This window comes from Bradyrhizobium sp. B120 (assembly GCF_049075665.1).
Lineage (GTDB): Bacteria > Pseudomonadota > Alphaproteobacteria > Rhizobiales > Xanthobacteraceae > Bradyrhizobium.
The window spans coordinates 6,006,350-6,032,173 of sequence record NZ_CP185242.1 but is presented as its reverse complement, the minus strand read 5'-3'; the positions used below and the strand labels follow the sequence as shown (position 1 = coordinate 6,032,173).

The following is a 25,824-nucleotide window of genomic DNA, read 5'->3' as shown; positions in this document are numbered from 1 at the left end:
AATGCTCTAGCGAGCTACTTCTGCTTGTCGAGCTTGTTGATGGTCTTGCCGCCGTCGCCGTCCGTGGTGGTGAACGTCACCTTGTCGCCGGCGTGAAGCTCCTCCAGCGACTGTCCCTTGGCCACCTTGTATTCCTGGATCGCGCCCCCGGCCGCGCCCACCGTGCCGGTTTGCGTCTGCTGGATCGAGATGGTTCCACTCAGTCGGTCAATCTTCGTGACCATTCCCGACATGGATTGCTGGGCCAAAGCCGCTGTGGTGATCAGGCCCGCGGCGGCGAGGCTGGTCATGACGATCTTGGCTGCTCTCATCGAGGTCTCCCAACTTCAGATATAGTTGGAGACAACGAACGGGCAGCGCAGTTTGTTCCGGCGGCGAGTTAATGATCCCCGAGGGTGGGCTCGGTCGCTGGCCTCAATCCAGTTCCTGCTGGATGGTGCGGCCCAGCGCGAACAGGCGCTGATCGATGATGGTCGGCACCTCGCAGACGAATTTCACCACGCGTCCGCGGTCCTCGAATATCCGGGTCTCCCAGACGAGCTGGTTACCGAGCTCGTCGACCTTGGCCTGGTCCGGAGGGGTGGCGTCCTGCAACGCCTGCAGCTTGACCGTATCGTCGCGAATCTTTTCTGCCGCTTCGCGCTGCTTGCGCATCACGCGCTCCAGCCCGTTCATGACCGAGGCCCGCTGACCGTTGAGCGTATCGAACAGCCCCGCGAACAGCAGCTTTCCTGCATTGGTTTTGTCGGCCGCGGCGGTCGACAGGAATTCGGTGATCTCCTTCTGCGCATCCTCTAGCGGAACGCGGCGCGCCGCGAGCTTGGTCGCAAGTTGGCTGATCTTCGGATCGTCCCTCCACTTGGTCTCGGCATCGCCGAGCGGCGGCCCGGCCCAGACCGCGGCGAGCGAGATTTCGGGCACCTTGGCCTGCGCGCATGGCCAGTCCGGGTAACGCGGGTCGGCAGCGAACGCGATCTGGTTCGACAGAACCATCGCGAGCAGCGCGCCGAGTGCTGGCCGCCAGCCTGTCATGCCTCGCCTCCGCCGGGTCCGCGGCGCACCAGGCCGCGCGATGGATCATAGGCCAGGATCGCGCCGATCATGAACACCACCGTGCAGCCGCCGACCACCGCGAGCGAAACCCAGTTCATCTTGCCGTACAGCGCAAACCGGATCAGCTCCACCGCATGCGTGAACGGATTGCACTGGCAGACATAATACAGCATCGGGCTGCCTTCCTGCACGCGCCAGAGCGGGTAGAGGGCCGACGATGCAAAGAACATCGGGAAGATGACAAAGTTCATCACGCCGGCGAAATTCTCCAGCTGCTTGATGCTGGCCGAGATCAGCATGCCCAATGCGCCGAGCATCAGGCCCGACAGCACCAGCGCGGGAAGCACGGTGAGGTAGCCGAGGGTCGGCGGCGTGATGTCCCAGAACCACGCGATCAGCAGGAAGGCATAGACCTGGAGCAGCGACACCGCCGTGCCGGCGAGCAGCTTGCAGAACAGGAGATAGCCGCGCGGCAGCGGGCTGACCAGCAGCGTGCGCATGTTGCCCATCTCGCGGTCATAGACCATCGACAGCGACGATTGCATGCCGTTGAAGAGCTGGATCATCGCCATCAGGCCGGGCGCGATATAGACCTCGTAGAGGATGTAGGTCTCATAAGGCGGGATGATCGAGATGCCGAGCACCTGACGGAAGCCGGCCGCGAAGATGAACAGCCAGACCAGCGGCCGGACCAGCGCCGAGACGAAGCGCTCGCGCTGATGCAGGAAGCGCAGCGCCTCGCGCCAGACGATGCCGTTCAGGCAGACGATGTATTCCGACACCGAGAAGCCGCTTCGCTCAGGCGTGACCGTCGTGCTGCTCATGTTGGCGGCTTTCCGGTGAGGGTTGCCGTTCCGGTCAGGCGCATGAACGCAGTGTTGACGTCCTGGGCGCCGGCGTCCGCGATCACCCGCGACATCGGGCCGTGCGCCAGCATCCGGCCCTGATGCAGCACCACAAGGTCGTCGCCCGGCATGATCTCGTCGAACAGATGCGTTGCCCAGAGCACGCCGATACCTTGTTCAGTAACGAGTTGCCGGACATGGTCGAGAATGTCGGCGCGCGCCTTGACGTCGAGCCCGACGGTGGCCTCGTCGAGCAGCAGCAGCCTCGGCCGGTGCAGCAGCGCGCGGGCGATCTCGAGCCGCCGCATCTGGCCGCCCGAGAGATCGCGCACCTTGCTCGTGGCGCGGTCGGCAAGCCCGATGCGGCCGAGCACCTCGGCGCTGCGCAGCCGCGCCTCGCGTCGCGAGATGCCGTGCAGCGCGGCGTGATACAGCAGGTTCTGCGTCAGCGAGAGATCGAGATCGAGCGTGCGCGGCTGGAACACGACGCCCATCAGCCGCAGCGCCTCACCCGGCGTCCGGCTGATGTCGTGGCCGAAGATCTTGATCTGGCCGTTCTGGATCCCGAACAGCCGCGTCACCAGCGAGAACAACGTGCTCTTGCCGGCGCCATTGAGGCCCAGCAATGCAGTGAAGCTCGCAGGCTGAACCGTGAAGTTGACATCGATCAAGGCGCGCCGCGCACCGTAGCTGTGGCTGACATTGCCGATCGACAGCGCCGGCGGCACGGCCGCTACGGGGCCTGCATCCGGCGAGGGCGCGATATGGGCGTCGGTTGCGGTCATGGCTGCGCGATCGTGATCCCCCAGGGCAGTTCGCCGACCTGAATGGTCTTGATCACCTTCTGGGCTGCGATGTCGATCACCGAGACATCGTTCGAGACGCCGTTGGTGACCATCAGATATTTTTCGTCCGGCGTGAAATCCATGTGCCAGACCCGCTGGCCAACCAGCAGATATTTGAGGACCTTGTGGGTCGTGCCATCGATCACCGCGACGCGGTTGGCGGGGCCGAGCGCAACGAACGCGGTCTTGCCGTCCTTGGTCATGCCGATGCCGACGGGCTGGATTGCTTCGTTGCGCAGCCCCGGGATTTCGAAAGTGATCTTGCCGGTCACCTCGCGCTTGACCGGATCGATGATCGACACCGTGCCGCCGATCTCGGAGGAAACCCACAATTCGGAGCCGTCGCGCTTGAACTGGGCGAAGCGCGGCCGCGAATCGACCAGCACGTTGGCGACGATCTGGCGCGTCGACGTGTCGATGAAATGCGCCATGTTGGTGGTCTCAGAGGTGTTGATCAGGATCTTGCCGTCCGGGCTGATCGTCATGCCCTCGGGCTCGACGCCGACCTGGATGTCGCCGAGCCGGGCGCGCTTTTCGAGATCGATCACGGTGACCGTGTTGTCGTTCTCGTTGGCGACATACATGGTCTTGCCGGCGGCATCCTGGGTGAACAATTCGGGGTCGGGGCCGGAGGGCAGGGTGTCGACGATCTCCTGGGTCTTGGTATCGATCACCTGGATCGTGTCGTCATCGCCGACTGCAACCATTACGAACTTGCCGTCGCGCGAGAACTCGATGCCGCGCGGCCGCTGACCGACCTTGATGGTTTTGGTCACCGTCCAGCTTGTGGTGTCGATGACAGTGACGGTGTTGCCCTTCTCGTTGGAGACGTAGGCAACGAAGGCGGACGCCGGTGTCGCGGCAAGCCAAATCAGCATCCCGGTCAACAGACAGCGGCGCCACATGCGTTTCATCTCCCTCACTGCAGCTTGCACTTGGTTTCAGGCCGGTCAACACCGAGCGTGTCGAGTTCGGAGACCTGATGCAGGAAACCTTCCTGCGGCGAGACCGAAACGACCATACGACCATCGGCCAGCAGGATCGGCTGGCGAAGCTGCAGATTCCAGTCTCGCAGGGTCAATCGCGTGCCCTTGAAGGCGGCGATCGAGAAATCCTTGCCTTTGAGGAAGGCGATGACCTTCTTGGGATCACCCGAATTGGTGCGGGAGGTGGCTTCCCCGATCATGCGCGCAGCGGTCCAGGCCTGCATGTCGAGCGCCGTCATGCGGCGCATGTTCAGCTTGACGAAGCGGTTCTGGATCTGGACCGCGCCCCATTGGTCATGCGCCGCGTCCCAGCTGGTCGGCACCAGGCCCGCCGAGCCGGCCACGGGACGGGGGTCCCAGGTCCGGTAGGGCAGATAGTTCGCGAACACCTCGCTCTCGTCGGCGGCGACCAGCACGTCGTAAGCCGGCGCCTGCTGCGTGAACACCGGCATCTGACGCTGGATCAGCGTCACGCCGGAGTCGGTGCGGCGCGCGCCGCCGGTGTCCTCGAATGTCCGTTCCTGGACGATCTTGGCGCCGAAGCGCGTGGCGGCGCGGCGCAGCGCGTCGGCGTAGAGCTTGTCCTGATCGTGCGAACCAGTCACCAGCAGCCAGCGCTTCCACTGCTTCCACACCAGGTATTGGCCAAGCGCGTCCGCCAGCATCGAGCGGGTCGGTGCGACATGGATCACGTTGGCGCGGCAGTCCTGCTCGCGCAGCCGATCGTCGATCGCGCCCGCATTCAGCAGCACGGTGCCGCGGTCGCGCAGCGCGTCGGCGACCTTGAGCAGGGCGTCGGCGGGCAGGTCGGTGATGATATAATCGTTGCGGCCGGCGAGATCGGTCGCGACCTTGGCGACATCGTCACTGTCCTTGACCTTGACCTCATCGAGCACGAAGCGCTGGTTGAGGAATTTCCCGGTGGTATTGTTGTCCTTGATCGCAAGGCGCGCGCCGGCGATGCCGTCATTGTCGGCCGGCTGCTCGACCAGCGAGAGCGTCGACTTGATGCCGGCATGACCGAGATAGCCGACATGGACCTCGACGGGATCAGCCGCCAGCGCTCTAGTCGCCATCATGCTGAGCGCGATTGTACCGATCAGCCATCGGAACATAATTCCTCCCGTAGTCATTCTTCACTCGGCTGGCGTTGTCGAGCCTTGCGTTGACATGCAAGATGCCGGAATTAGCCTCGCTTGCAACCCCGCTTTTTGTCGTTGCGCGGTGCCAATTTAGATTGGTTCACAATCATGAGATCAGCGTTCGTCTTCGTCATATCATTGCTGCTGATGTCTGCGGCGCGCGCCGAACCGCCCAAGCTCGCGGTGTTCGACCTCGAGATGATCGACACCAGCCTTCAAGGCGAGGTGGACGGACCGCGGACCGACGAACAGGCGCGGTTGCTGCGCACCGGCGATCAGGTGCGCAAGGAGCTTGCAGATTCCGGCAAATTCCACGTGATCGACATCGCGCCCGTCAATGCTGCGGCGCACGGCAGCAATCTTCAGGCCTGCGGCGGATGCGACGTGAAGCTGGCCGGCGAGCTGGGCGCCGATCTTGCGATGACAGGAGTGGTGCAGAAGGTCTCCAACCTGATCCTCAACATCAATCTCTATCTGCGCGACGTGCATACAGGGCAGTTGGTGGCGGCAGTGAGCGCCGACATGCGGGGCAATACCGACGAATCCTGGTCGCGCGCCACCGATTACCTCGTGCGCAACCGCCTGCTCGCGCCGAACTACGGCGCCCCGCAGGCACGATGAGCGACGGGCGCTTGGATGATTTCGGAATATTAGAAGAATAACCCTGAGTTGCCTGACGTGTCAACTCGTCTGGTTGAACGCCGCCGCCGGCTACTTTGCATGGGGTTGTTTTCGATATTTTGCTATCACGCCGCCCGGCTGGGGAAAGCATCACGCCTTCAGCCGCGCGGCGTGCCAGCGCAGGTGATCGGCCATGAAGGTCGAGATGAAATAATAGCTGTGGTCGTAGCCCGGTTGACGCCGCAGGGTGAGGGGAATGCTGGCTTTTTCGCAGGCCGCCTTCAGGAGCTCGGGGCGTAGCTGTTCGGTGAGAAAACCGTCGGCATCGCCGTAATCGACCAGCAGACCGGAGAACCGGGCACCGTCCTCGATCAATGCGACGGCATCGTGCTTGCGCCACGCCTGCTTGTTGCTGCCGAGATAGCCGCCCAGCGCCTTGTTGCCCCACGGCACCTGCGATGGCGCCACGATCGGCGCAAACGCACTCGCCGCGCGATAGCGATCGGGATAGCGCAGCGCCACCGTCAGCGCGCCATGGCCGCCCATGGAGTGACCGAGGATCGATTGCCGCGCCGTGTCGACCGGGAATTGCTCGGCGATCAGTTTTGGCAATTCCTCGGTGATATAGCTCCACATCCGGTAATTGTTCGCGAACGGTTGCTCCGTCGCATCGACATAGAAGCCCGCGCCGAGGCCAAAATCGTAGGCATTGGCGGGATCGCCCGGGACGCCTTCGCCGCGCGGGCTGGTGTCGGGCGCGACGAAGATCAGGCCGAGCTCGGCGCACGCCTGCCGGAATTCACCCTTCTCCGTGACGTTGGCGTGCGTGCAGGTCAGGCCCGACAGATAGGTGACGAGGGGCAATTTGGCGCCGGCCGCATGATCGGGGACGAACACCGAGAAGGTCATGTCGGTCTTGGTTTCGCGGCTTGGATGCCGGTAAACGCCTTGCGTGCCGCCATGCGACTTGTTCTGGGAAACCGTCTGCATTGCCATATTCCTCTGTGTTGGAGTGCGACGTCAGCCGACACCACTCTCGATCGCGAGGCGCACCAGCTCTGCCGAGGTGCGCACGCCAAGCTTCTGGCGCATGATCGATGACGTGTTCGCGACCGTCTTGTAGGACGAATGCACCAGCCAGGCGATCTCCGACAGGCTCTTGCCGGAACTGAGCAAGCGCAGGATCTCCATCTCGCGCGAGGTCAGCCTGGAGAGCGGATTCTGTGCGAAGCCCGGCCGCGCAAAGGCGACGTTGCGTGCGATCGCGGGCGGCAGATAGACGCCGCCATTGCCGACCTCGCGCACCGCCTCCACCAGATCGTTGGGATCACCGGTCTTCGAGACGTAGCCCTTGGCGCCGATGTCGATGGCGCGGGCGGCGAACACCGGGTCGTCGTTCATGCTGAACATGATGAGGCGCGCGGATGCATCGCGGCTCAGGATACGGCGGGCCAGCTCGAAACCGGAGACGGTCGGCAGGTTGATGTCGATCACGCAGAGATCGGGCTTTTCCGCGACGAACGCCCGTTCGCCGCTTTCGGCATCGGCCGCTTCCAGCAGGATGATATCGGGATCCTCGGCGAACACGGTGCGACAACCGGAGGCAACGATGGGATGATCATCAACGATCAGAATGCGCATGGCGTTGTTCCGGCGACCTGCTTCGACTCATCGTTACATCGATTTGCGCGAAGAACACCTCGGTTCCGACCGGTTGTGCACCTCGCACGAGATTGCGATAGGGTGCGATTAGATAGCCGGGCAAATTTGGCTGTCAACGATCCTCTCGGAGGAGGGATCGCGGTTGGGGGCAACGTCATGTGGCAAAAGCTATCCTTGCGCGTACGGATCAACCTGCTGCTGGCGCTGATACTGGCGCTTGGGTTAGGCATCAATATTGCGCGGCTCGTGCTCGAAGCGGGGCCGCGCGTCCAGGCCGAAGACCAGAGCGTGATCCGGCTGGCGCGCGAGTTTGTTACGACGATGGTGACCGGTCTCGACGAGGCGCCTGATCCGGATGCGCGGCTCGACCAGATCGTCCAGGACCTGAGCCGGCTGCGTCACGTCAGCATCACGCGGCAGGATGACGCGACCGCAAAGTCTCCCGAGCATCCCGCGGAGGCAGGCGATCCGCGCGCCCCGCCGGAGTGGTTCGTCGCGCTGGTTCATCCCGAGCAGACCTCGGTGCGGGTGCCGATCTCCGCTCACGGCAAGCCGCAATCGCTCGTCATCACCTCGCATCCCGATGACGAAATGGCCGAGATCTGGGACGGCATCGTCACCCAGATCGAGGTCGGCTCCGCGATCGCGGTGGCGCTGCTGCTGGTGACGATGCTGGTGGTCGGCCGCGCACTTGCGCCGCTGGAAGCGCTGTCGCGGGCCATGACCGGTATCGAGGCCGGGGATTACGACGCGCGCGTCGAGCCCGGCGGATCGCCTGAACTGGCTGCGATCTGTGCCAAACTGAACCATTTGGCGGCGACCCTTGGCGAAGCCGTGGACAGCAAGCGGCAGCTGGCCGAACGCGCGGTCTCGCTGCAGGATTCCGAACGCAAGGAGATCGCGCGCGAATTGCACGATGAGTTCGGGCCCTATCTGTTCGCGCTGCGCGCGCATGCCGGCGCGCTGACGCGGCTGTCGGAGGTGGAAAAGCCTGATCCTGCTGCGCTACGCAAGCACGGCAGTGCCATCCTCGAGCAGGTCAACGCGCTTCAGCAGTTCACTCGCCGCATCCTGGAGCGATTGCGGCCGGTGGGATTGGCGGAGCTTGGGCTTGCGGAAGCGCTTGGCGCGCTGCTGCGGCTGTGGGGCGAGACCCACCCGGAGGTGGAGATCGAGAGCAGCATATCGCCTGATCTCGGCGAGACCGGCGAGACGGCCGATCTGACGATCTATCGCATCGTCCAGGAGGCGCTCACCAATGTGTTCCGCCACGCCGGCGCAACGGCAGTCGATATCACGATCGAGCCTGCGGAGCGGCAGACCGGCCCGCGCGGCAGCCGCGGCTGCGCGCTGGTACGAGTCCGAGACAACGGCCGCGGCCTGCTCAGAGATCACCGGCTTGGCCGCGGTTTGACCGGCATGCAGGAGCGAATCCTCGCGCTCGGAGGCACGCTCAAGATCAATTCCAGCGATGATGGCGTGACGGTCGAGGCGCTGGTGCCAAAGGCCGCGCAGGCTTAGGGCGCGGTTCGCGGCCAGTATGCGAACACGGCCCATGCCAGCGCGAGTGCGCCGGCGATCCAGAGCACGATGATCGCGATCATTCCCGCTCGACTGGTCGGGCGCTGCAAGACGGCACTGGCATTGGCGCGGCACTCTGCCATCACCTCGTCCGGAACGAGCGAGATCGCAAGCCAGATGCCGAGCGGCAGCAGGATCAGATCGTCGAGATAGCCGATGACCGGGATGAAATCCGGAATCAGGTCGATGGGCGAGAGCGCGTAGGCGGCGATGGCGACGGCGAGGGCCTTTGCGTACCACGGTACGCGCGGATCACGCGACGCGAGATACAGCGCAACGCTGTCTCGTTTCAGGTTGCGCCCCCAAGCTTTGATTGAGGAAAGTTTGATTGAGGATAGCTTGATGGACAGCATCGCGTGGCGCCTGCACGCCAGCCGAAACGCTATTCCAGTACCACATCGACCGGCATGCCGCCGTGCAGACCCTTGTGCACGGAGGAGGGGGCGATGCCAAAATACTTCCGGAATACGCGGCTGAAATGCGATGAGCTCGAGAAGCCCCAGGAGAACGCGACGTCCGTGATGGTCTTGCCGTTCTGGGATTCCAGCTCCTGCCGGCAATTTTGCAGCCGGGCCTTCCAGATGTAGTCGCTGACCGTCATGCCGCGATCGCTGAACAGCATGTGCAGATAGCGCTTCGAGCAGCCGAGCGCCGCGGAAATGCGGTCGATGCAGAGATCGGGATCGCGCAGATGCTCGCGGATGAAGCCCTGGGCCCGCACATAGGTCGCCTCGGCGCTGCCGCGGTCGAACATCGCGCCGGTCTCGCGCAGCGGCAGCAGCAGCAGGTCGATCAGCGCATCGGCCACGCCGACGGCGTTGACCGGGGTCAGCGTCGGCGCCTCGCCGAACGCTGCATGTACGAAATCATAGGCAATGCGGCCGGTGCCGTTGCGCGCCGAGAGCTTGCACGGCGCCATCTTGGAGAGCTGGAAGCCGCGCTCCTTGAGCAGGTCCTTCGGAACGATGACGACCTCGTGACGCGTCAGGGACGGGCTGATGATCGTATGCGGACACGACACATCGTAGGCGAAGCAGTCGCCCGGCATGATGTCGAAGTGCAGACCGTCCTGCTCGAAATGCGAGACGCCGTGGGTCTGGAACACGATCTTGATGTAGGGATGCTCGCTCAGCCTGATGCGCGAGACGGTATGGGCGATGCGATGCTGGCTTGCCTCGATCTGGCACAGCTTCAATCGCGATACCGTCGTGAAATTGATCCGGCCCTCGAGCGAGGATCCTTCCAGCGCATCGACGTCGAACTGACCGCACAGGTCAGTGAGCGCATCCGACCAGCGCTGGATCTGCCGCTTGGGCGTCAATCCGTTCGTGCTGAGTGAATGGACTGTATCGGTCATCTTTCCAGCCACCGATTCGATCCCCAACGTGACTGCTCACCGAGCTGAAATCTGGCCCGGGATGATGCGCCTTCTCCCTGATTCTGAACAGCTTAGGGAGGCGGCGGGACTTCTTCCCGGATAATGTCGGGTGATCCTCCGACTTAGTTCTGGGCGCGTCAAGCGTAACCTTGGGCCGGTTCTACTCCGACGCTGGAACAGCACCGAAGACGTTTGATGCCCTGCAACATGAAGCAGTCTTACCTGCCAATTCGCAGCCCGACCGCAAAAATCTGACAATGCTTCGCTTCTGAGCAAACGGCGCTTCGCTGCTGGGCAAGTCAACGCGGTTCGATAGGACTACCAGTGAGGTACCAAAATGGAAGAAGTGGGGCCGTTTCGGCGGAAACCCTTGAGCTCATGAACCTGGGAGGAAATCCACGATGCGCAAGCTGCTTTACGCGACCAGCCTTGGGGCAATGGCGGTGTTCGCCGCCGGAGCTGCCAACGCCAATGACGAACTCCACAAGATGACGCAGAACCCGAAAGACTGGGTGATGCCGACGGGCGATTACACCAATCAGCGCTATTCGAAGCTGAATCAGATCAACGCCCAGAACGTCGGAAAGTTGCAGGTAGCGTGGACGTTTTCGACCGGCGTGCTGCGCGGTCACGAAGGTGGCCCGCTGATCATCGGCAACATGATGTACGTGCATACGCCGTTCCCGAACAAGGTCTACGCTATTGACCTTTCCAAGGACAATCAGATCGTCTGGAAGTATGAGCCGAAGCAGGATCCGAACGTCATTCCGGTGATGTGCTGCGACACGGTCAATCGCGGCGTCGCCTATGGTGACGGCAAGATCATCTTGCATCAGGCCGATACCACGCTGGTCGCACTCGATGCGAAGACCGGCAAGGTGGAGTGGAGCGTCAAGAACGGCGATCCGAGCAAGGGATCGACCGGTACGTCGGCGCCGATGGTCGTCAAGGACAAGGTCCTGGTCGGCATCTCCGGCGGCGAGTTCGGCGTCCAGGCCCATATGACGGCCTACGATCTCAAGACCGGCAAGCTGGTCTGGCGCGGATTCTCGGAAGGTCCGGATGACCAGATCCTGGTCGACGACAAGACCACCGAGCTTGGCAAGCCGATCGGCAAGGACTCGAGCCTGAAGACGTGGCAAGGCGATCAGTGGAAGATCGGCGGCGGCGCGACCTGGGGCTGGATCTCCTACGATCCCGAACTCAACCTCGTCTATTACGGATCGGGCAACCCCTCGACCTGGAATCCGAAGCAGCGTCCCGGCGACAACAAGTGGTCGATGACGATCTGGGCGCGTAACCCGGATACCGGCGTTGCCAAGTGGGTCTATCAGATGACGCCCCATGACGAATGGGACTATGACGGCGTCAACGAGATGATCCTCTCGGATCAGAGCATCGACGGCAAGGCGCGCAAGCTGCTGACGCACTTCGATCGTAACGGCCTCGGCTACACGCTCGATCGCGTCACCGGTGAACTGCTGGTCGCCGAGAAGTATGATCCGAAGGTGAACTGGACCTCCGGCGTCGACATGAACAAGAGCTCGCCGACCTATGGTCGTCCGAAGGTTCTTGACTCAGCGTCGACCGACAAGGCCGGCGAAGACCACAACGTCAAGGGCATCTGCCCGGCGGCGCTGGGTTCGAAGGACGAGCAACCGGCGGCCTACTCGCCGGATACGCAGCTGTTCTACGTGCCGACCAACCACGTCTGCATGGACTACGAGCCGTTCAAGGTGAGCTACACCGCAGGTCAGCCCTATGTCGGCGCGACGCTGTCGATGTATCCGCCTCCCGGTGAGACCAACATGGGCAACTTCATCGCCTGGGACGGCAAGACCGGCAAGATCGTGTGGTCGAACAAGGAGCAGTTCTCGGTCTGGTCGGGTGCACTCGCGACCGCCGGCGGCGTGGTGTTCTACGGCACGCTGGAAGGCTACCTGAAGGCAGTCGACGCCAAGACGGGCAAGGAGCTCTACAAGTTCAAGACCCCGTCCGGCATCATCGGCAACGTCACCACCTATGAGAACGGCGGCAAGCAGTACGTCGCCGTGTTGTCGGGTGTTGGCGGTTGGGCAGGCATCGGCCTCGCGGCCGGTCTGACTGATCCGACGGCCGGTCTCGGTGCAGTCGGCGGCTACGCCGCGCTGAGCAACTATACCGCGCTCGGCGGAACGCTCACCGTGTTCTCGCTGCCGCAGCAGTGAGCTGAGCAAGCTCGTTCCGGCGCATGGAGCGATCTCCATGCGCCGGTCCGTCTTCAATCTGCACGCGAGGATATGCTTTTGCGTAAGATCTGGTTTGTGACTGCCGCGATCTTCGTCGTGGCAATGGGAGGAGTTGCCTCTGCCGAGGACGTGGGTGATCCGGCCGCCGTCAAGTCCGAGGACGGCAAGTATCTCGACAAGGATGGAAACCCGACGTTCAAGGTCGCGTCCGACGGTACGGTGGACTGGTACACCTACTCGGGCTACCGCCGCTATCATTCGGAGTGCCACGTCTGCCACGGACCCGACGGCATGGGCTCGACTTACGCGCCGGCTTTGAAGGATTCGCTGAAGACCATGAGCTATCCCGACTTCATGGGCGTGGTCGCGAGCGGGCGCAAGAACGTGTCGACGTCGCAGGAAAACGTCATGCCGGCATTCGGCGATAACCCGAACGTTGCCTGCTACATGGACGACCTCTATGTGTACCTGCGCGCCCGCGCCAATGATGCGGTTGGGCGTGTTCGGCCGGCCAAGCACGAAGACAAGTCGGATGCCTATGGAAAGGCGGAAGACGCCTGCATGGGCAACAAGAACTGAGCGTGACCGGCGCGAATGACAACCTGTTTGATGTTTTGTGGAGACCAAGATGAAGACCCGCGCCGCAGTCGCATTCGAAGCCAAGAAGCCGCTTGAGATCGTTGAGCTCGACCTGGAAGGCCCGAAGGCCGGCGAGGTCCTTGTCGAGATCAAGGCGACGGGCATCTGTCATACCGATGCCTACACGCTGGACGGCTTCGACAGCGAAGGCATCTTTCCCTCGGTCCTCGGGCACGAAGGTGCCGGCATCGTTCGCGAGGTCGGCGCCGGCGTGACGTCGGTGAAGCCTGGCGATCACGTGATCCCGCTCTACACGCCGGAATGCCGCCAGTGTAAAAGCTGCCTGAGCCAGAAGACCAATCTCTGCACCGCGATCCGCGCCACCCAGGGCAAGGGCGTGATGCCGGACGGCACCTCGCGCTTCAGCTACAAGGGCAAGACGGTCTTCCACTATATGGGCTGCTCGACCTTCTCGAACTTCACCGTGCTGCCCGAGATCGCGGTGGCGAAGATCCGCGAGGACGCGCCGTTCGACAAGAGCTGCTACATCGGCTGCGGCGTCACCACCGGCGTCGGTGCCGTCGTCAACACCGCCAAGGTGACGCCGGGCTCCAACGTCGTCGTGTTCGGCCTCGGCGGCATCGGCCTCAACGTGATCCAGGGCGCCAAGATGGTCGGCGCCGACAAGATCATCGGCGTCGACATCAACGACTCGAAGGACAATTGGGGCCGCCAGTTCGGCATGACGCATTTCGTCAACCCGACCAAGGTGAGCGGCGATATCGTGCAGCACCTGGTTGGCCTGACCGACGGCGGCGCCGACTACACCTTCGACTGCACCGGCAACACCAACGTGATGCGCCAGGCGCTGGAAGCCTGCCACCGCGGCTGGGGCGTGTCGGTCGTGATCGGCGTCGCGGAATCCGGCAAGGAGATCGCAACCCGGCCGTTCCAGCTCGTCACCGGACGCGTCTGGAAGGGTACCGCGTTCGGCGGCGCGCGCGGCCGCACCGACGTGCCGAAGATCGTCGACTGGTACATGAACGGAAAGATCCAGATCGATCCGATGATCACCCACGTGCTGAAGCTCGACGAGATCAACAAGGGCTTCGACCTGATGCACGAGGGCAAATCGATCCGTTCGGTCGTCGTGTTCTAAAATCAAAACACCAAGCACTAGGAGGATAGGTCAATGACTGTTCATATCCACCCGTCAGTCGACAATGGCGTCAAGCAAGGCTCCGGCAGTTTTGCCGGCGGCACACTGGTCTGCAAATGCGCGGACAAGAAGGTCAAGGTCGGGGTCAAGGGCGATGTCGCCCACAACCACGCCTGTGGCTGCACCAAATGCTGGAAGCCTTCCGGCGCCACCTTCTCGGTGGTCGCGGTGGTCCCGCGCGAGAACGTCACCGTGCTGGAGAACGGCGACAAGCTGAAGATCATCGACGCCGCGGCGGTGATCCAGCGCCATGCCTGCACCGGATGCGGCACCCACATGTACGGCCGGATCGAGAACAAGGGTCATCCGTTCTATGGCCTCGACTTCATCCATCCCGAGCTGTTCCAGGAGTCCGGCTCGGCGGCTCCGGGATTTGCCGCCTTCGTGTCGTCGGTGATCGAGTCCGGCGTCAAGCCGGCCGATATGGCCGGGATCAGGTCGCGGCTGAAGGAGCTTGGGCTCGAGCCCTATGACTGCCTGTCGCCGGCGTTGATGGACGCGATTGCCACCCACGTGGCGAAATCCAAGGCAGCCTGATCAAGGCAGCCTGACCGCGGCAGCCTGACAAGGGCGGCACGACCGGCCGGCCCTGACGAGATCCGGCGTCGGCAGAGGGCCTGCCGGCGACGGATATGCTGGTAGTACCCGTGACCTTGAACCTTGCATGCCCTGCGGGCGACCACAGGGCATGCATTTTATTTTCCGCCTTGCCCTCGTCCTATCCCCGATCCTGGTCCTTTCGCCGGCCCGCGCCGCGTCGCCGGAGGACCGCTACATTGCCGCGCGTGACGCTGCGATCGCCAAGTTCGCCAAGCTGTCGAACGACAACAAGATCAATGAGGCCGTCGACAAGGCGGAGGCAGCCGCGCGTGACGAGCTGAAGGGGCAGCTGATCGCGATCCTGCCCCAGCCCGCCCGGCCTGGCTTTGCCCCGGCCCAGCTCAACCTCGACACTCTATATAAAGGCGATATGGGGTTCGGCATGCTGGACGGCCTGCGCTTCGACGCCGACACCGGCAGGGACGGCGGCAAGATCGGCGAGAAGCGCGCCGACGGCAGCTTCGTCGAACCGAAAGCCCATATCATCGTCACCTCCGAAGCCCTGCTCACGCGCTGGCTGCATGAGCACAAGACATGGTGGGATAAGGGCAGCAAGAATGTGCCGCAGCAAATCGAACCGGCCCTGAAGTTCGAGGGCTTCTACACCCAGGCGATTTCGACCGACGCCGCGGTGATCAACTTCAACGAGCTGCCGGTCGTCAAACCGGCGTCGGCCACCCTGACTTACGGTTTCCTGGCCGGCCGCACCCAGGACACAACCCCCGAGGCCGCCGACGAGGTGTTCGTCGCGGCGCTTGCCAACGGCAAGTTCTACATCGCCTATGGCGAGATCGAGCCCACCGTGCAGGTGCCGGCCTGCGCCGCGATCCGCGCCGACTACAACAAGAAGGCCAGCGAAGCGGCCGAGAAGCTCGAGCGCAAGCAGATCACCCGGAAGGCCTATGACAAGCTCGGCGACCTGCGCCAGCAGGGCGAAGATGCATTCAAGCGCTGTTTCGTTCAGCACGCCCCGGAACAGCCGGCATTCGCCGAAGCCACCAAGCAAGCCCAGGCGTTGCTGGAGACGGCGCTCGGCAAATAGCGTTACCTGACGGTTTGATCGGTTGGCGGTCCGACCCTATGTTCCCCAGGCAGATTTCGAGCCCCGGGGAGACGCCATGAATACCGCCATCAGTCCGTTTCGCATCGCCGTCAACGACGATGTCCTCGAGGACCTTCGCACCCGGTTGCGCCGGACTCGCTGGCCCGAGGCCGAGCTGGTTGGCGACTGGAGCCAGGGCGCGCCGTTGCAATGGATCAAGGACGTCTGCCACTATTGGGCCGAGACCTATGATTGGCGGCAGCGCGAGGCGCAGCTCAATCGATTCAGCCAGTTCACCACCGAGATCGACGGGCTCGCCATCCACTTCATCCACGCGCGCTCGAAGCACCCGGAGGCGCGGCCGCTGATCATCACCCATGGCTGGCCGGGTTCGGTGGTCGAATTCCACAAGGTGATCGAACCGCTGACTGATCCGACGGCGCATGGCGGCAGCGCGGCCGATGCCTTCCATGTGGTGTGTCCGTCCTTGCCGGGCTTCGGCTTCTCGGCCAAGCCGGCCGCGACAGGCTGGGGCGTCGATCGGATCGCCAAGGCCTGGGCCGACCTGATGGAGCGGCTGGGCTACGCCAGGTATTTCGCGCAAGGCGGCGATTGGGGCTCCGCGGTCACGACCGCGATCGGCGGGCAGGATGCGGCACACTGCGCCGGCATCCACATCACGCTGGCGATGTCGACCCGGCCCAATGTCGAGGGCCAGCCGACGCCGGAGGAAACTCGCGCGCTCAACGGCATCAAATACTATGCCGACTGGGATTCCGGCTATTCCAAGCAGCAATCCACCCGGCCGCAGACGCTTGGCTATGCGCTGACGGATTCGCCGAGCGGGCAAGCGGCCTGGATCCTGGAAAAGTTCTGGGCCTGGACTGACTGCAACGGGCATCCGGAAAACATCCTCAGCCGCGACGAACTGCTCGACAATGTCATGCTGTATTGGGTAACCGAGACGGCCGCATCGTCGGCGCGGCTCTATTGGGAAAGCTTTGGGCCCGGCAAGCGAACCCCGCACAAGGTGACCGTGCCGACCGGCGTTGCCGTGTTCCCCAAGGAGATCGTCACGCCGGTCCGCAAATGGATGGAGACGAATTTCACCAACATCCAGCACTGGAGGGAGATGCCGAAGGGCGGGCATTTCTCGGCGTTCGAGCAACCCGAACTGTTCGTCGGCGAGGTGCGGGAGTTTTTCGGGAAGCTGCGATAGCGGTGCAGTTCGATGCGTAGGATGGGTAGAGTGCAGCGAAACCCATCAATTAATATCCGCGATTGGAATGATGGGTTTCGCTGCACTCTACCCATCCTACGAGTCACGAACTGCTGCTGCGAACTACAGCAATCCCCGATAAATCCCCGGCGCGGAGCCTTCGATGGTCACCGCGCCGACGGCCTTCGAATAGAATTCGGCCGGCCCGACGCCGCCGATGATGGCGTAGCCGAAGCCCTGGTGTTTCATGTCCTCGAGACAGGCGAACAGCAGTGCCTTGCCGATGCCGCCCTGCTGCGCCTTCGGGGCGACGCCGGTCGGACCGAAGAAATTGCGGCAGGCCGCGTCGTGGCAGGCGAATCCCACGATCTTCTTTTGCTGGATCGCGATGAAGCAGGAGACCGGCTCGCGGCTGAACGCAACCTCGGTTTCGCTGGCCCATGCCTCGCTGAACGTTTCCCGTACCCAGGCGATGACCTTGTGCTTTTCGGGAGCGAGCGCCCGGCGCATGACAATTCCGGCCTTGAGCAATCGATCGTAGGCAGGCCGGGAATCGGGCAGGGCATAGAGCTTGACGAGCATGTCCATTCGGCGACCTTAGTTGAAAATGCACCCCGCGGGCAAATCGTGGGAGGAAGGTGGGGCGCGCTGGCTGTGGCTAATCCACCCAGCCTCGTCATTCCGGGGTGTGCGAAGCACGAGCCCGGAATCCATCGGGCCGCAGGCCTTCTGGATGAATGGATACCGGGTTGCTTACCGTTGCCGCGCAGAACATCAGCAGGGCAGGATGTCGCCTTCAATGTCGCCTCAACGGTTTCGCCGCTGCGTTGGAACGCACCATTGAGCTTGGAGGCTGACTGGGAGCTGCTTGGAATGGGTGGAGCCAACGGGCTGTTAGGCAATCTGCGGATCGCCGAAATGTTAGGAATGCTCGCTCTCGGCCGCGGCCAAGGCTGCCTGACCGGCAATCTCGTCAGCTCGCCAGCACCGGACTGCGTGCCCGTCTGGGCGTGTTTGAAGCGAAGGCCCGGGCTCGCGCTGGCACACCGCTTCGGCGTAGCGACAGCGTGGACTGAATGCACATCCGTCCGGCGGATTGAGCGGATTGGGAAGCTCGCCCCTTGTCGTCGCGAGCGGCGCGCGGCGCAGCGGATCGGGAATCGCGGCGATCAGGGTCTGCGTATACGGGTGCGCCGGCCGTTCGAAGATCTCGCGCCAGCCGCCGGTCTCCACAATGCGGCCGAGATACATCACAGCGACCCTGTCGCTCATGTGCTCGACCACGCCGAGGTCGTGGCTGATCATGATGTAGGAGAGGCCGAGACTCTCCTTCAACTCCAGCAGCAGATTGATGATCTGGGCACGGATCGAGACATCGAGCGCCGATACCGGTTCGTCGCAGATGACGATCTTGGGATTGAGGATCAGCGCGCGGGCGATGCCGATGCGCTGGCGCTGGCCGCCCGAGAATTCATGCGGGTAGCGGCCGGCCTGCTCGGGCCGCAGGCCGACATGTTTGAGCATCGCCGCAATGCGTCCGTCGATCTCGCTCTGGGCCGTCACGCCATGCAGACGCAGCGGGTCTTCGAGCGTGCGGCGTACGGTCTGGCGTGGATTGAGCGAGGCGTAGGGATCCTGAAACACCATCTGGGCGGTCCGGGCCAGGAGCTTCCGATCGACCGATCGCTGGCCCGTCACGACATGCCCATCGAGCACGATCCTGCCTCGCGTCGGCGTCAGCAACCCTAGCAGCGAAAGGGCGACGGTCGATTTGCCGCAGCCGGACTCGCCGACGAGACCGAGGCACTCACCGCGCTTCAGTTCGAGATCGATGCCGTCGACTGCGCGCAGCAGCCGCTGGCCGCCGCCCAGCAAGCTGCCGCCGAGCGGAAAATGCACCGCGAGATCCTCCACGCTGAGGATGACATCGTCGTCAGGCTTCGCCGCGGCTTCATGCATGGTGGTGGCACCTGACAAGCCCGCCTGCACCGAGCCATGTCGTTTCAGGTGCGGTGGTCCGGCAGATCTCGGTCGCCTGTGCGCAACGCGGATTGAAGCGGCAGCCGCTCGGAAAGTCCGCGATCGCCGGGACGACGCCGGCGATTTCCCTGAGCCGCGACCGGCCGAGTGCTGCGCGGCTGCCCAGCCGCGGCAGCGAATCGACCAGGCCTTGCGTGTAGGGATGCGCGCAGGCGCGGAAGATGTCGTCCGAGCCGCGTTCCTCGACAATGCGGCCGGCATACATGACGCCGACGCGGCGGCAGACGTTGGCGACCAGGCCCAGATCGTGGCTGATCATCAGGATCGCCGTGCCTCGCTCGGCGCACAGATTGCGCATCAGCTCGATGATTTCCGCCTGCACCGTCACGTCGAGCGCGGTGGTCGGCTCGTCGGCGATCAGAAGATCCGGATCGCATGCCAGCGCGATGGCGATCATCACGCGTTGGCGCATGCCGCCCGAAAGCTGGTGCGGATAATCCTTCACCCGCCGCTCCGGTGCGGGGACGCGCACGTTCGCCAGCGCCTCGACAGCCAGCTGGTTTGCCTCGCGCCAGCTCTTGCCCTTGTGCAGCACGAACATCTCCGCGATCTGCCGGCCGACCGGCGAGACCGGATTGAGCGCCGTCATCGGCTCTTGGAAGATCATGGCGATGCGATTGCCGCGCAGCGCCCGTTGCTCGGCCGCGGAAAGTCCCTGAATCTCGCGACCCTCGAAACGTATCGCGCCAGCGGCGACCGAGAGCGGCCGGCGCAGCAGGCCGATCAAAGCGAGAGCCGTGATGCTCTTGCCGCAGCCGGATTCGCCGACAAGGCCGAATGTCTCGCCCCGATCGATGCGGAATGAAACGCCCTCGACCGCCGCAACATGGTTGGCGCCGTCATCGAGATCGATGCGCAGGTCCTCGACTTCGATCAGCGGAGCGGCCGTCATGCGCGCCGGCTCCGCGACTGGGGATCCAGCACGTCGCGCAAGCCATCGCCCAGCAGATTGAGGCCGAGCACCGTCAGGAAGATGGCGAGGCCCGGGAACACCGACAGCCACGGCGCCGTGGTAATCTGGTCGCGCGCCTCCGACAGCATGCTGCCCCAGCTTGGATAGGGCGGACGGATGCCGAGGCCGAGGAATGAAAGCGAGGCTTCTGCCAGTACCGCGCCGCCCATGCCGAGCGTGCCGATGACAATGATGGGGCCGACCATGTTCGGCAGCAGCTGCGTGATCATGATGCGCAAATCTCCATAGCCGAGCACGCGTGCGGCCTGCACGTAGCCCTGGCTCTTGAGCGACAGCGTCGAGGCGCGTGCGATCCGGCAGGTGAAGGACCAATTGGTCAATCCGAGCGCGATCAGGAGGCTGGTCAGGCCGGGTCCGAGCACCGCCATGATGGCGAGCGCGAAGATCAGCGAGGGGATCGCCAGCATCAGATTGGTTAGCCCATTGACGACATCATCCCACCAGCCGCCCCAATAGCCCGCGGTCAGGCCCAGCGTCACGCCGATGACGCTGTTGACGAGCTGCGAGACGATGCCGACCGTCAGCGAGATACGCGCGCCGTGCACGACGCGGGAATAGATGTCGCGGCCCTGCGCATCGGTGCCAAACCACCAGATCCAGCTCGGCGGTTCTTCCGCATTCATCAGGTTGGCGCCCATCACCGGATCGGTGTGCGCCAGCCAGGGCGCGAACAGGCCGACGAAGATCGCAAGCGCGAACAGCAGCCCGCCGATGATCGCGCTGGTTCCAAGCTTCATCGCGGCCGCTCCGCCCTAACAGGGGGCACGGTCGAACGTGCGCTGGCGTGATGAGATCGACCGCCGCTCATGCGTATCGGATCCTGGGATCGATCACGCCGTAGAGCAGGTCAACCACCGTATTGACGGTGAGGAAGAACAGCACCACCACGAGAATGGTGCCCTGGACGGCGGGAATGTCGCGCTGCAGGACGCTGTCGACCAGCAACGAGCCGATGCCCGGCCAGGAAAACAATTTCTCGACGACGACAGCTTGGCCCATCACGACGCCGAATTGCAGACCGATCGCCGTGAGAATGATGACGAGCGCATTGCGCATCACGTGCCACGTCACGACCCGGGTCTCGCTCATGCCCTTCGAGCGCGCTGTCCGGACAAAATCCGCGGTCATGATCTCGAGCACCGCTGCCCGCGTCGTCCGCGCCAGCAGCGCCATCGGCGAGACGCCGAGGGTCACGGCAGGCAGGAGCAGATATTTCAGGCTGCCATCGCCATAGCCGAAACTCGGCAGCCAGCCGAGCTTCAAGGCAAACAGATACATCAGCAAAAGCCCGAGCCAGAATTTGGCCATCGAGAGGCCGGACACCGCCAGGACCATCGAGAGCGTGTCGACGATGCTGCCCGGCCTCAGCGCGGCGATGAAACCGAGCGGAACGCCGACCGCAATCGCAAACGCCAGCGCTGCGAAGATCAGCTGCAGCGTTGGCCACATCCGTTTGGCAACCATGGTCGTGACCGGCTCGCGGGTCCGGAACGAGGTCCCGAAATCACCTGTCGTGAGCTTGGCGACATAGGAGCCGAACCGCACGTAAACGGGATCGTCGAGGCCGAGCTGCTTTTTCATGCGTTCCACGACCTGCGGGTCCGTCGGACCCCGGCCGTCATCGCCCATGCTCGACACGATGCTGCCCGGAACGACGCTGAACAGCACGAAGATCAGCAGCACGACGGCCAGCACGGTCGGAATGGTTTGCAGGACTCGACGGATCGCGAAGGAGAGCATTCGACGTTTTCCTCATTCCCTCCATCGTTTCACACGATGGAGTGGAGCGATGGCAGTTGTCACTTCGCCGGCGAGGTGTCGTCGACCCAGAGGTCTTCGACGTTTTGATGGGTCAGTTCCGTCGCGTCCAGCTGGATTCCCTTGAGCCAGGGCTGCACCGCCATAACAGCCTTGTTGTAGTTGAAGAACCAGATCGGCGCTTCCTCCTGGAGCAGCGCATTGGCCTTTTGCAGCAGCTGGACGCGCTTTGCGGCATCGTCGGTCTGGCCGGCTGCATCGATCATCTTGTCGAAGTCCGCGTTCTTGAAGGTCGTGTAGTTGCAGGCCGATTGCGGTGTCGCCGAGTGGAAGCATTTGAGCGCCGCCTGCGGATCCGGGCCGGTCGCCTGGGAATAGATGAAGGCCTGGAAGTCGCCCTTGCGAATGACCTCCGCCAGCACCGCGGTCTCGACCTGCTTGACCTTCACCTTGATGCCCACCTTGTCCAGCATCGGGATCGCGGCTTCGACGATCGGCAGGCCCCAGCTTTCGTTCTGACTGGTGGTCCATTCGAATTCAAAGCCGTTAGGATAGCCCGCGTCTGCCAACAATTGCTTCGCCTTCGCCGGATCGTAAGGGTAGGGCTTCATGGCCTTGTCGTATGCCGGCGAGGTCAAAGGCAGCCAGCTCGTGGCGCGATAGGCTTTGCCCTTGACCAGCTTGCTGATGATCAGATCGGCATCGATGGCGTAGTTGACGGCCTGCCGAACCCGCTTGTCGGAGAATGGCTTGAACGTGGGATTCATCCCCATGTAACGGGTGAAGACCTCGGCGACCTCGACGATGGTGCCCTTGAGGTTGGGGTCGGCCTGATAGGCGACATACTGCGCGGGCCCAAGCACCGAGGTGTCGATCTCCTTGTTGCGGAAGGCGACATCCCGGGCCGCGGCTTCGCCCATCAGCGATACGACGAGCTTGTCGGCATATGGCTTGCCGGGCTTGTAGAACCGGTCCCAGCGTTCCAGCACGATGCGCGATCCCGGCACGTGCTCGACGAATTTGAATGGACCAAGACCGATCGGCTTCTGGAGGAAGCTCTCCTTGGCGCCCTCGTCGGCCGGATAGATCGAAGTCAACGCGGTGAAGAAATAGAAGGCGGGATCGACTTTCTCGGTCAGCTTCATTTCAAGGGTGAAGTCGTCGATCTTCTTCAGGCCCGAGATTTCCTTGGCCTGGCCCTTCTCGACCTCGGCCGCGCCCTCGATCAAGCGGACAAAGCGCGCGCCGGGATAGGCCTTGGTGCCGTCCATGATGCGATTGTAGGACCAGATGATGTCGTCGGCCGTCATCTTGCGGCCGTTGTGGAAATAGGCGTCGTCGCGTAGCTTGAAGGTATGAACGAGGCCACCGCCCGAGACGGTGACCTCCTTGGCAAGTTCCGGAACCGGCTTGCCCTCGGCCGAGTCCCAGATGTAGAGCGATCGGTGCAGCGCCTTGGCGTAGATCTCGTCCTGGGCGCGCGGTGTCGTGTGGATGTCCATGCTGGTGAAGCTGGAGCCGTAGGGCGCCGTCATGCGAATGGTCCCGCCCTTGCGCGGTGTCTGGGCCTCCGCCGTAGCGGCGAGTGCGAGCCCGAGGCCAACCGCGATCGCAATCATCTTGAACTTCATGCTTCCCCCAACGGTGCAGGAACATTCCGAACTGCGAGTTGATCATCGGCAGCACGTCCAGCGCAAGGTCCTCACGTCGTGTCGATGGCGACCGGCACCAAATAATTTGTGTCGCCGCGATGCGCGGGGCAGGATTATCGAAACGCTGCCGGTGCTGCGGGTGCCTACCGACATGATTTGACCGCGCCGAACCTTGGCTGCAACTTGCGCGAGCAAGTAAGCAGCTGCGATTGAATGGATTTCGGCTTCTGTCCTGAAACCGGGGAGCCGGGGTTCCTGACCGAATGCCAGCCGCGGGGCCGCCTCTCGCGCATTCTGTGGCAGCAAGCCACCTGTGACATAGTAATCCGACGGGCTATTTGAAAATTGAAGCTGACCAACCCCGGCGTCATCCCGGGCAAGCGAAGCGCGACCCGGGACCCATAACCACAGGGTTGAGTTGTTGCAGGGGGCTGCGGCCCCAACGTCGCGCAACAATCACCTTCGGTGGTTGTGGGTCCGTGCTTTCGCAGGGACGACGAATGCAGGTGAGCCAACAATCACAAATACCAGGCCAGCACCGCCTTGAGCCGGGCGTTCTCGATCACCGGCAGCGCGACCACCTGGTTCATGCCGGAGCCACGCGCCTGGGTAGCCGCGATCGATTCATCCTGCTTGAGATGCTCGGTGAGCGCGGGCATGCCGGTCGCCCATGCGCCGCCGATAGAGCCTTCGCCGCGACCGATCGTCTTGGCCGCATAGAGCGTGGCGAGATCGGACTGCTCGCTGCAGTCGCCGGAGTGAAACACCAGCGCCGACCGCTCTTCGTTCGGCACCCAGATCTCGAACCGGCGTGCGATCGGTGTCGCCTGGGCCGACAGGAATGTCACCACCCAGGTCTGGTCGCCGGTCGTGTAGGGGATGCCGACACCGCAATTGATGCCGATCTCGGATGCGTCCTCCCAGCGCAGGAATCCCTTGGAATTGTGCAGATCCTTGATGATCAGCGGCGTGCCGGCCTTCCAGGTCCGGCCGGGCAGGCCGAAGCCGCGCGGGAATTTGGTGTGACGCGAGTTGAACTCGAACATGTCGGCGGTGCCGTAGTAGCCGTCGACGAGCGCCATCTCGTGCGACTTCTCGGGATCGTTGTGCCAAAGTTCGATCGCGCCGACATGCTTCCGGTCGTCGCCGCAGAGCAGCACCATCACCGCCATCAGGAATTCGCCGGCGAACACCGGAAGCGCAACGCCGCAGGTCAGGCCGGCTTCGCGCGCCTCATCGGTTCGCTTGAAATAGGAGTTGGCGAATTCGGTCAGGATGACCGGATGGCCGCTCGCCCAGGCCTTGCCGGGAAGGCCCTCGTCATAGGCGAACAGCGCGTTCTCGCTGACCGCGTTGAACTCGGCGAACTCGGAGCTGTGCAGGCTGCCGCCGAATTCCAGCCGCGTCCGTGTCGGATCTGGCACCCACAGTTCAACAACGCGAATGAAGGTTTTCATCGCACGCACCTGCCGTCTCGCCGACGGCTAGCATCGGCGATGTCACGGCAAAATGTGCGCTCAAATTGCGGGCAAGCGACGCCCAAAGTTGATGCGAAGGCGCGATTTCGTCTCAGTCCCGGTACGACGGATCGGCGCGATCGAGCTTGCGCAGCAGCGCCGGCCAGGCGAGTTCACCGTTGCGCGCAACGCGGCCGGGCTTGGGCAGCATCCGCTCATAAGTGTCTTCGAGGATGTTTTGCGGCGGATAGGTCAGCTTGGTGTTGCAGGACAGCGCCATCACCTGGGTCTGGCAGGCGCGCTCGAGCCGGAACAGCACGTTGAACGCGGCGGGCACGGTGCGGCCAACGACCAAGAGGTCATGGTTGTGCAGGATCATCGCCTCGTGGTCGCCGAGGTCGCGGACCAGCCGCTCGCGCTCGTCGACATTGTCGGCGATGCCTTCGAAGTCGTGATAGGCGATGTGCAGGAAACGCATCGAGGTCTGCGCCAGCGGCAGCAGGCCGCATTCCATCGCCGAGACGGCCATGCCGGCCGGAGTGTGGGTGTGCGCGACGCAGTCCATGTCGTGCTTGGCCATGTGGATGGCGCTGTGAATGACGAAGCCCGCGACGTTGACGTCGTAATCGGTGGCGTTGAGCAGCGTGTTGCCCTCGACGTCGACCTTGATCAGGCTGGAGGCGTCGATCTCCTCATACAGCATGCCGTAGGCATTGATCAGGAACTGGTCGGTGGTGCCGGGCACGCGGCAGGAGATGTGGTTCGCGATCATCTCGGTCATGCCGTACATCGCCGTCAGCCGATAGCAGGCGGCGAGATCGACACGGGCCTGCCACTCCTCGGCGCTCACCTGCTCGCGAACGGATTTCACGACCTTGATCGCGGGCGAGCTGACGGGGGGATTCATGGCGTTCTCTCCTTGAGACATCTGCGGGGCCGGGGCC

At 63.3% G+C, this 25,824-nt stretch carries 26 protein-coding genes; 8 read left to right on the top strand and 18 right to left on the bottom strand.

Going from position 1 to position 25,824, the window contains the following annotated elements; genetic code table 11:
• Positions 1–14 precede the first annotated feature (14 nt).
• From ACOIX3_RS28110 to ACOIX3_RS28085, 6 genes are all read right to left on the bottom strand, one after another.
• Positions 15–311: a copper-binding protein gene (locus ACOIX3_RS28110; protein WP_420965247.1), complete on the bottom strand. Its 297-nt coding sequence runs from the start codon at positions 309–311 to the stop codon at positions 15–17.
• 103 nt (positions 312–414) lie between these two features.
• Positions 415–1,032, bottom strand: coding sequence for a hypothetical protein (locus ACOIX3_RS28105; RefSeq protein WP_420965246.1), 618 nt, complete (start codon positions 1,030–1,032; stop codon positions 415–417).
• The gene (locus tag ACOIX3_RS28100) at positions 1,029–1,877 is read right to left on the bottom strand and encodes an ABC transporter permease (RefSeq protein ID WP_176529981.1); all 849 of its coding nucleotides are present in this window, start codon (positions 1,875–1,877) and stop codon (positions 1,029–1,031) included. Before ACOIX3_RS28100 ends, ACOIX3_RS28105 begins: the two co-directional genes overlap by 4 nt.
• On the bottom strand, positions 1,874–2,683 hold the full coding sequence (locus ACOIX3_RS28095) for an ABC transporter ATP-binding protein (RefSeq protein WP_420965245.1): 810 nt from the start codon (positions 2,681–2,683) through the stop codon (positions 1,874–1,876). The genes ACOIX3_RS28100 and ACOIX3_RS28095 overlap by 4 nt, the downstream gene beginning before the upstream one ends.
• Entirely contained in the window at positions 2,680–3,657 is a 978-nt protein-coding gene (locus ACOIX3_RS28090; RefSeq protein WP_420965244.1) for a YVTN family beta-propeller repeat protein, read from the bottom strand. The genes ACOIX3_RS28095 and ACOIX3_RS28090 overlap by 4 nt, the downstream gene beginning before the upstream one ends.
• A 5-nt stretch (positions 3,658–3,662) precedes the next feature.
• Positions 3,663–4,844, bottom strand: coding sequence for an ABC transporter substrate-binding protein (locus ACOIX3_RS28085; protein WP_420965243.1), 1,182 nt, complete (start codon positions 4,842–4,844; stop codon positions 3,663–3,665).
• 135 nt (positions 4,845–4,979) lie between these two features.
• On the opposite strand from ACOIX3_RS28085, the gene ACOIX3_RS28080 reads away from it, so the two are divergent.
• The gene (locus ACOIX3_RS28080) at positions 4,980–5,492 is read left to right on the top strand and encodes a DUF3280 domain-containing protein (RefSeq protein ID WP_420971809.1); all 513 of its coding nucleotides are present in this window, start codon (positions 4,980–4,982) and stop codon (positions 5,490–5,492) included.
• A 150-nt stretch (positions 5,493–5,642) separates the two neighbouring features.
• Here ACOIX3_RS28080 and fghA read toward each other — a convergent pair whose 3' ends face one another.
• Both fghA and ACOIX3_RS28070 read right to left on the bottom strand, forming a co-directional pair.
• On the bottom strand, positions 5,643–6,488 hold the full coding sequence (gene fghA / locus ACOIX3_RS28075; RefSeq protein WP_420965241.1) for an S-formylglutathione hydrolase: 846 nt from the start codon (positions 6,486–6,488) through the stop codon (positions 5,643–5,645).
• Between the two features lie 24 nt (positions 6,489–6,512).
• Complete coding sequence (locus tag ACOIX3_RS28070) at positions 6,513–7,133, bottom strand: response regulator transcription factor (RefSeq protein WP_420965240.1); 621 nt, start codon at positions 7,131–7,133, stop codon at positions 6,513–6,515.
• Positions 7,134–7,310: 177 nt separating this feature from the next.
• Between ACOIX3_RS28070 and ACOIX3_RS28065 the strand changes: the two genes are divergently transcribed.
• Entirely contained in the window at positions 7,311–8,675 is a 1,365-nt protein-coding gene (locus tag ACOIX3_RS28065; protein WP_420965239.1) for a histidine kinase, read from the top strand.
• Here ACOIX3_RS28065 and ACOIX3_RS28060 read toward each other — a convergent pair.
• Both ACOIX3_RS28060 and ACOIX3_RS28055 read right to left on the bottom strand, forming a co-directional pair.
• The gene (locus tag ACOIX3_RS28060) at positions 8,672–9,088 is read right to left on the bottom strand and encodes a YkvA family protein (RefSeq protein WP_420965238.1); all 417 of its coding nucleotides are present in this window, start codon (positions 9,086–9,088) and stop codon (positions 8,672–8,674) included. The two genes, ACOIX3_RS28065 and ACOIX3_RS28060, sit on opposite strands and share 4 nt — an antisense overlap.
• Positions 9,089–9,117: 29 nt before the next feature.
• A complete protein-coding gene (locus tag ACOIX3_RS28055; RefSeq protein ID WP_223968955.1) occupies positions 9,118–10,092 on the bottom strand; it encodes a helix-turn-helix domain-containing protein in 975 nt (324 codons plus the stop codon).
• Between the two features lie 422 nt (positions 10,093–10,514).
• Between ACOIX3_RS28055 and xoxF5 the strand changes: the two genes are divergently transcribed.
• The 6 genes from xoxF5 to ACOIX3_RS28025 all read left to right on the top strand — a co-directional run bounded on the left by xoxF5 (position 10,515) and on the right by ACOIX3_RS28025 (position 17,000).
• Positions 10,515–12,320 carry a lanthanide-dependent methanol dehydrogenase XoxF5 gene (gene xoxF5, locus ACOIX3_RS28050; protein ID WP_420965237.1) on the top strand — a complete coding sequence of 602 codons (1,806 nt, stop codon included), beginning with the start codon at positions 10,515–10,517 and terminating at the stop codon, positions 12,318–12,320.
• A gap of 123 nt (positions 12,321–12,443) precedes the next feature.
• Complete coding sequence (locus tag ACOIX3_RS28045; protein ID WP_212310769.1) at positions 12,444–12,920, top strand: c-type cytochrome, methanol metabolism-related; 477 nt, start codon at positions 12,444–12,446, stop codon at positions 12,918–12,920.
• Between the two features lie 49 nt (positions 12,921–12,969).
• On the top strand, positions 12,970–14,079 hold the full coding sequence (locus tag ACOIX3_RS28040; protein WP_050405342.1) for an S-(hydroxymethyl)glutathione dehydrogenase/class III alcohol dehydrogenase: 1,110 nt from the start codon (positions 12,970–12,972) through the stop codon (positions 14,077–14,079).
• 33 nt (positions 14,080–14,112) lie between these two features.
• Entirely contained in the window at positions 14,113–14,676 is a 564-nt protein-coding gene (gfa, locus tag ACOIX3_RS28035; protein ID WP_092115643.1) for an S-(hydroxymethyl)glutathione synthase, read from the top strand.
• A 151-nt stretch (positions 14,677–14,827) separates the two neighbouring features.
• Positions 14,828–15,781 (top strand): hypothetical protein, encoded by a 954-nt coding sequence (locus ACOIX3_RS28030; protein WP_420965236.1) that lies wholly within the window; start codon positions 14,828–14,830, stop codon positions 15,779–15,781.
• Positions 15,782–15,857: 76 nt separating this feature from the next.
• Positions 15,858–17,000 (top strand): epoxide hydrolase family protein, encoded by a 1,143-nt coding sequence (locus ACOIX3_RS28025; RefSeq protein ID WP_420965235.1) that lies wholly within the window; start codon positions 15,858–15,860, stop codon positions 16,998–17,000.
• 123 nt (positions 17,001–17,123) lie between these two features.
• On the opposite strand, the gene ACOIX3_RS28020 is transcribed toward ACOIX3_RS28025, so the two are convergent.
• From ACOIX3_RS28020 to ACOIX3_RS27985, 8 genes are all read right to left on the bottom strand, one after another.
• Positions 17,124–17,588 (bottom strand): GNAT family N-acetyltransferase, encoded by a 465-nt coding sequence (locus ACOIX3_RS28020; protein ID WP_420965234.1) that lies wholly within the window; start codon positions 17,586–17,588, stop codon positions 17,124–17,126.
• Positions 17,589–17,921: 333 nt separating this feature from the next.
• Positions 17,922–18,959: an ABC transporter ATP-binding protein gene (locus ACOIX3_RS28015; RefSeq protein ID WP_420965233.1), complete on the bottom strand. Its 1,038-nt coding sequence runs from the start codon at positions 18,957–18,959 to the stop codon at positions 17,922–17,924.
• The gene (locus ACOIX3_RS28010) at positions 18,952–19,932 is read right to left on the bottom strand and encodes an ABC transporter ATP-binding protein (protein ID WP_420965232.1); all 981 of its coding nucleotides are present in this window, start codon (positions 19,930–19,932) and stop codon (positions 18,952–18,954) included. The genes ACOIX3_RS28015 and ACOIX3_RS28010 overlap by 8 nt, the downstream gene beginning before the upstream one ends.
• Complete coding sequence (locus tag ACOIX3_RS28005) at positions 19,929–20,750, bottom strand: ABC transporter permease (RefSeq protein WP_223968980.1); 822 nt, start codon at positions 20,748–20,750, stop codon at positions 19,929–19,931. Before ACOIX3_RS28005 ends, ACOIX3_RS28010 begins: the two co-directional genes overlap by 4 nt.
• A 67-nt stretch (positions 20,751–20,817) precedes the next feature.
• Positions 20,818–21,753, bottom strand: coding sequence for an ABC transporter permease (locus tag ACOIX3_RS28000; protein ID WP_420965231.1), 936 nt, complete (start codon positions 21,751–21,753; stop codon positions 20,818–20,820).
• A gap of 59 nt (positions 21,754–21,812) precedes the next feature.
• Complete coding sequence (locus ACOIX3_RS27995) at positions 21,813–23,402, bottom strand: ABC transporter substrate-binding protein (RefSeq protein WP_420965230.1); 1,590 nt, start codon at positions 23,400–23,402, stop codon at positions 21,813–21,815.
• A gap of 539 nt (positions 23,403–23,941) precedes the next feature.
• Positions 23,942–24,880, bottom strand: a complete 939-nt coding sequence (locus ACOIX3_RS27990; protein WP_420965229.1) for a GAF domain-containing protein — start codon at positions 24,878–24,880, stop codon at positions 23,942–23,944.
• Positions 24,881–24,992: 112 nt separating this feature from the next.
• Complete coding sequence (locus tag ACOIX3_RS27985) at positions 24,993–25,787, bottom strand: class II aldolase/adducin family protein (RefSeq protein ID WP_420965228.1); 795 nt, start codon at positions 25,785–25,787, stop codon at positions 24,993–24,995.
• Positions 25,788–25,824 lie beyond the last annotated feature (37 nt).

Excerpts from the sequence above, each read along its gene's own strand:
- ACOIX3_RS27995 (WP_420965230.1), bottom strand. The coding sequence starts at position 23,402 with ATGAAGTTCAAGATGATTGCGATCGCGGTTGGCCTCGGGCTCGCACTC.
- ACOIX3_RS28000 (WP_420965231.1), bottom strand. The coding sequence starts at position 21,753 with ATGCTCTCCTTCGCGATCCGTCGAGTCCTGCAAACCATTCCGACCGTG.
- xoxF5 (WP_420965237.1), top strand. The coding sequence starts at position 10,515 with ATGCGCAAGCTGCTTTACGCGACCAGCCTTGGGGCAATGGCGGTGTTC.
- ACOIX3_RS28015 (WP_420965233.1), bottom strand. The coding sequence starts at position 18,959 with ATGCATGAAGCCGCGGCGAAGCCTGACGACGATGTCATCCTCAGCGTG.
- ACOIX3_RS28055 (WP_223968955.1), bottom strand. The coding sequence starts at position 10,092 with ATGACCGATACAGTCCATTCACTCAGCACGAACGGATTGACGCCCAAG.
- ACOIX3_RS28090 (WP_420965244.1), bottom strand. The coding sequence starts at position 3,657 with ATGAAACGCATGTGGCGCCGCTGTCTGTTGACCGGGATGCTGATTTGG.
- ACOIX3_RS28110 (WP_420965247.1), bottom strand. The coding sequence starts at position 311 with ATGAGAGCAGCCAAGATCGTCATGACCAGCCTCGCCGCCGCGGGCCTG.
- ACOIX3_RS28065 (WP_420965239.1), top strand. The coding sequence starts at position 7,311 with ATGTGGCAAAAGCTATCCTTGCGCGTACGGATCAACCTGCTGCTGGCG.
- ACOIX3_RS28005 (WP_223968980.1), bottom strand. The coding sequence starts at position 20,750 with ATGAAGCTTGGAACCAGCGCGATCATCGGCGGGCTGCTGTTCGCGCTT.
- fghA (WP_420965241.1), bottom strand. The coding sequence starts at position 6,488 with ATGGCAATGCAGACGGTTTCCCAGAACAAGTCGCATGGCGGCACGCAA.
- ACOIX3_RS28070 (WP_420965240.1), bottom strand. The coding sequence starts at position 7,133 with ATGCGCATTCTGATCGTTGATGATCATCCCATCGTTGCCTCCGGTTGT.
- ACOIX3_RS28010 (WP_420965232.1), bottom strand. The coding sequence starts at position 19,932 with ATGACGGCCGCTCCGCTGATCGAAGTCGAGGACCTGCGCATCGATCTC.
- ACOIX3_RS28020 (WP_420965234.1), bottom strand. The coding sequence starts at position 17,588 with ATGGACATGCTCGTCAAGCTCTATGCCCTGCCCGATTCCCGGCCTGCC.
- ACOIX3_RS27990 (WP_420965229.1), bottom strand. The coding sequence starts at position 24,880 with ATGAAAACCTTCATTCGCGTTGTTGAACTGTGGGTGCCAGATCCGACA.
- ACOIX3_RS28060 (WP_420965238.1), bottom strand. The coding sequence starts at position 9,088 with ATGCTGTCCATCAAGCTATCCTCAATCAAACTTTCCTCAATCAAAGCT.
- ACOIX3_RS28080 (WP_420971809.1), top strand. The coding sequence starts at position 4,980 with ATGAGATCAGCGTTCGTCTTCGTCATATCATTGCTGCTGATGTCTGCG.
- ACOIX3_RS28030 (WP_420965236.1), top strand. The coding sequence starts at position 14,828 with ATGCATTTTATTTTCCGCCTTGCCCTCGTCCTATCCCCGATCCTGGTC.
- ACOIX3_RS28100 (WP_176529981.1), bottom strand. The coding sequence starts at position 1,877 with ATGAGCAGCACGACGGTCACGCCTGAGCGAAGCGGCTTCTCGGTGTCG.
- ACOIX3_RS27985 (WP_420965228.1), bottom strand. The coding sequence starts at position 25,787 with ATGAATCCCCCCGTCAGCTCGCCCGCGATCAAGGTCGTGAAATCCGTT.
- ACOIX3_RS28045 (WP_212310769.1), top strand. The coding sequence starts at position 12,444 with ATGGGAGGAGTTGCCTCTGCCGAGGACGTGGGTGATCCGGCCGCCGTC.
- ACOIX3_RS28040 (WP_050405342.1), top strand. The coding sequence starts at position 12,970 with ATGAAGACCCGCGCCGCAGTCGCATTCGAAGCCAAGAAGCCGCTTGAG.
- gfa (WP_092115643.1), top strand. The coding sequence starts at position 14,113 with ATGACTGTTCATATCCACCCGTCAGTCGACAATGGCGTCAAGCAAGGC.
- ACOIX3_RS28085 (WP_420965243.1), bottom strand. The coding sequence starts at position 4,844 with ATGTTCCGATGGCTGATCGGTACAATCGCGCTCAGCATGATGGCGACT.
- ACOIX3_RS28095 (WP_420965245.1), bottom strand. The coding sequence starts at position 2,683 with ATGACCGCAACCGACGCCCATATCGCGCCCTCGCCGGATGCAGGCCCC.
- ACOIX3_RS28105 (WP_420965246.1), bottom strand. The coding sequence starts at position 1,032 with ATGACAGGCTGGCGGCCAGCACTCGGCGCGCTGCTCGCGATGGTTCTG.
- ACOIX3_RS28025 (WP_420965235.1), top strand. The coding sequence starts at position 15,858 with ATGAATACCGCCATCAGTCCGTTTCGCATCGCCGTCAACGACGATGTC.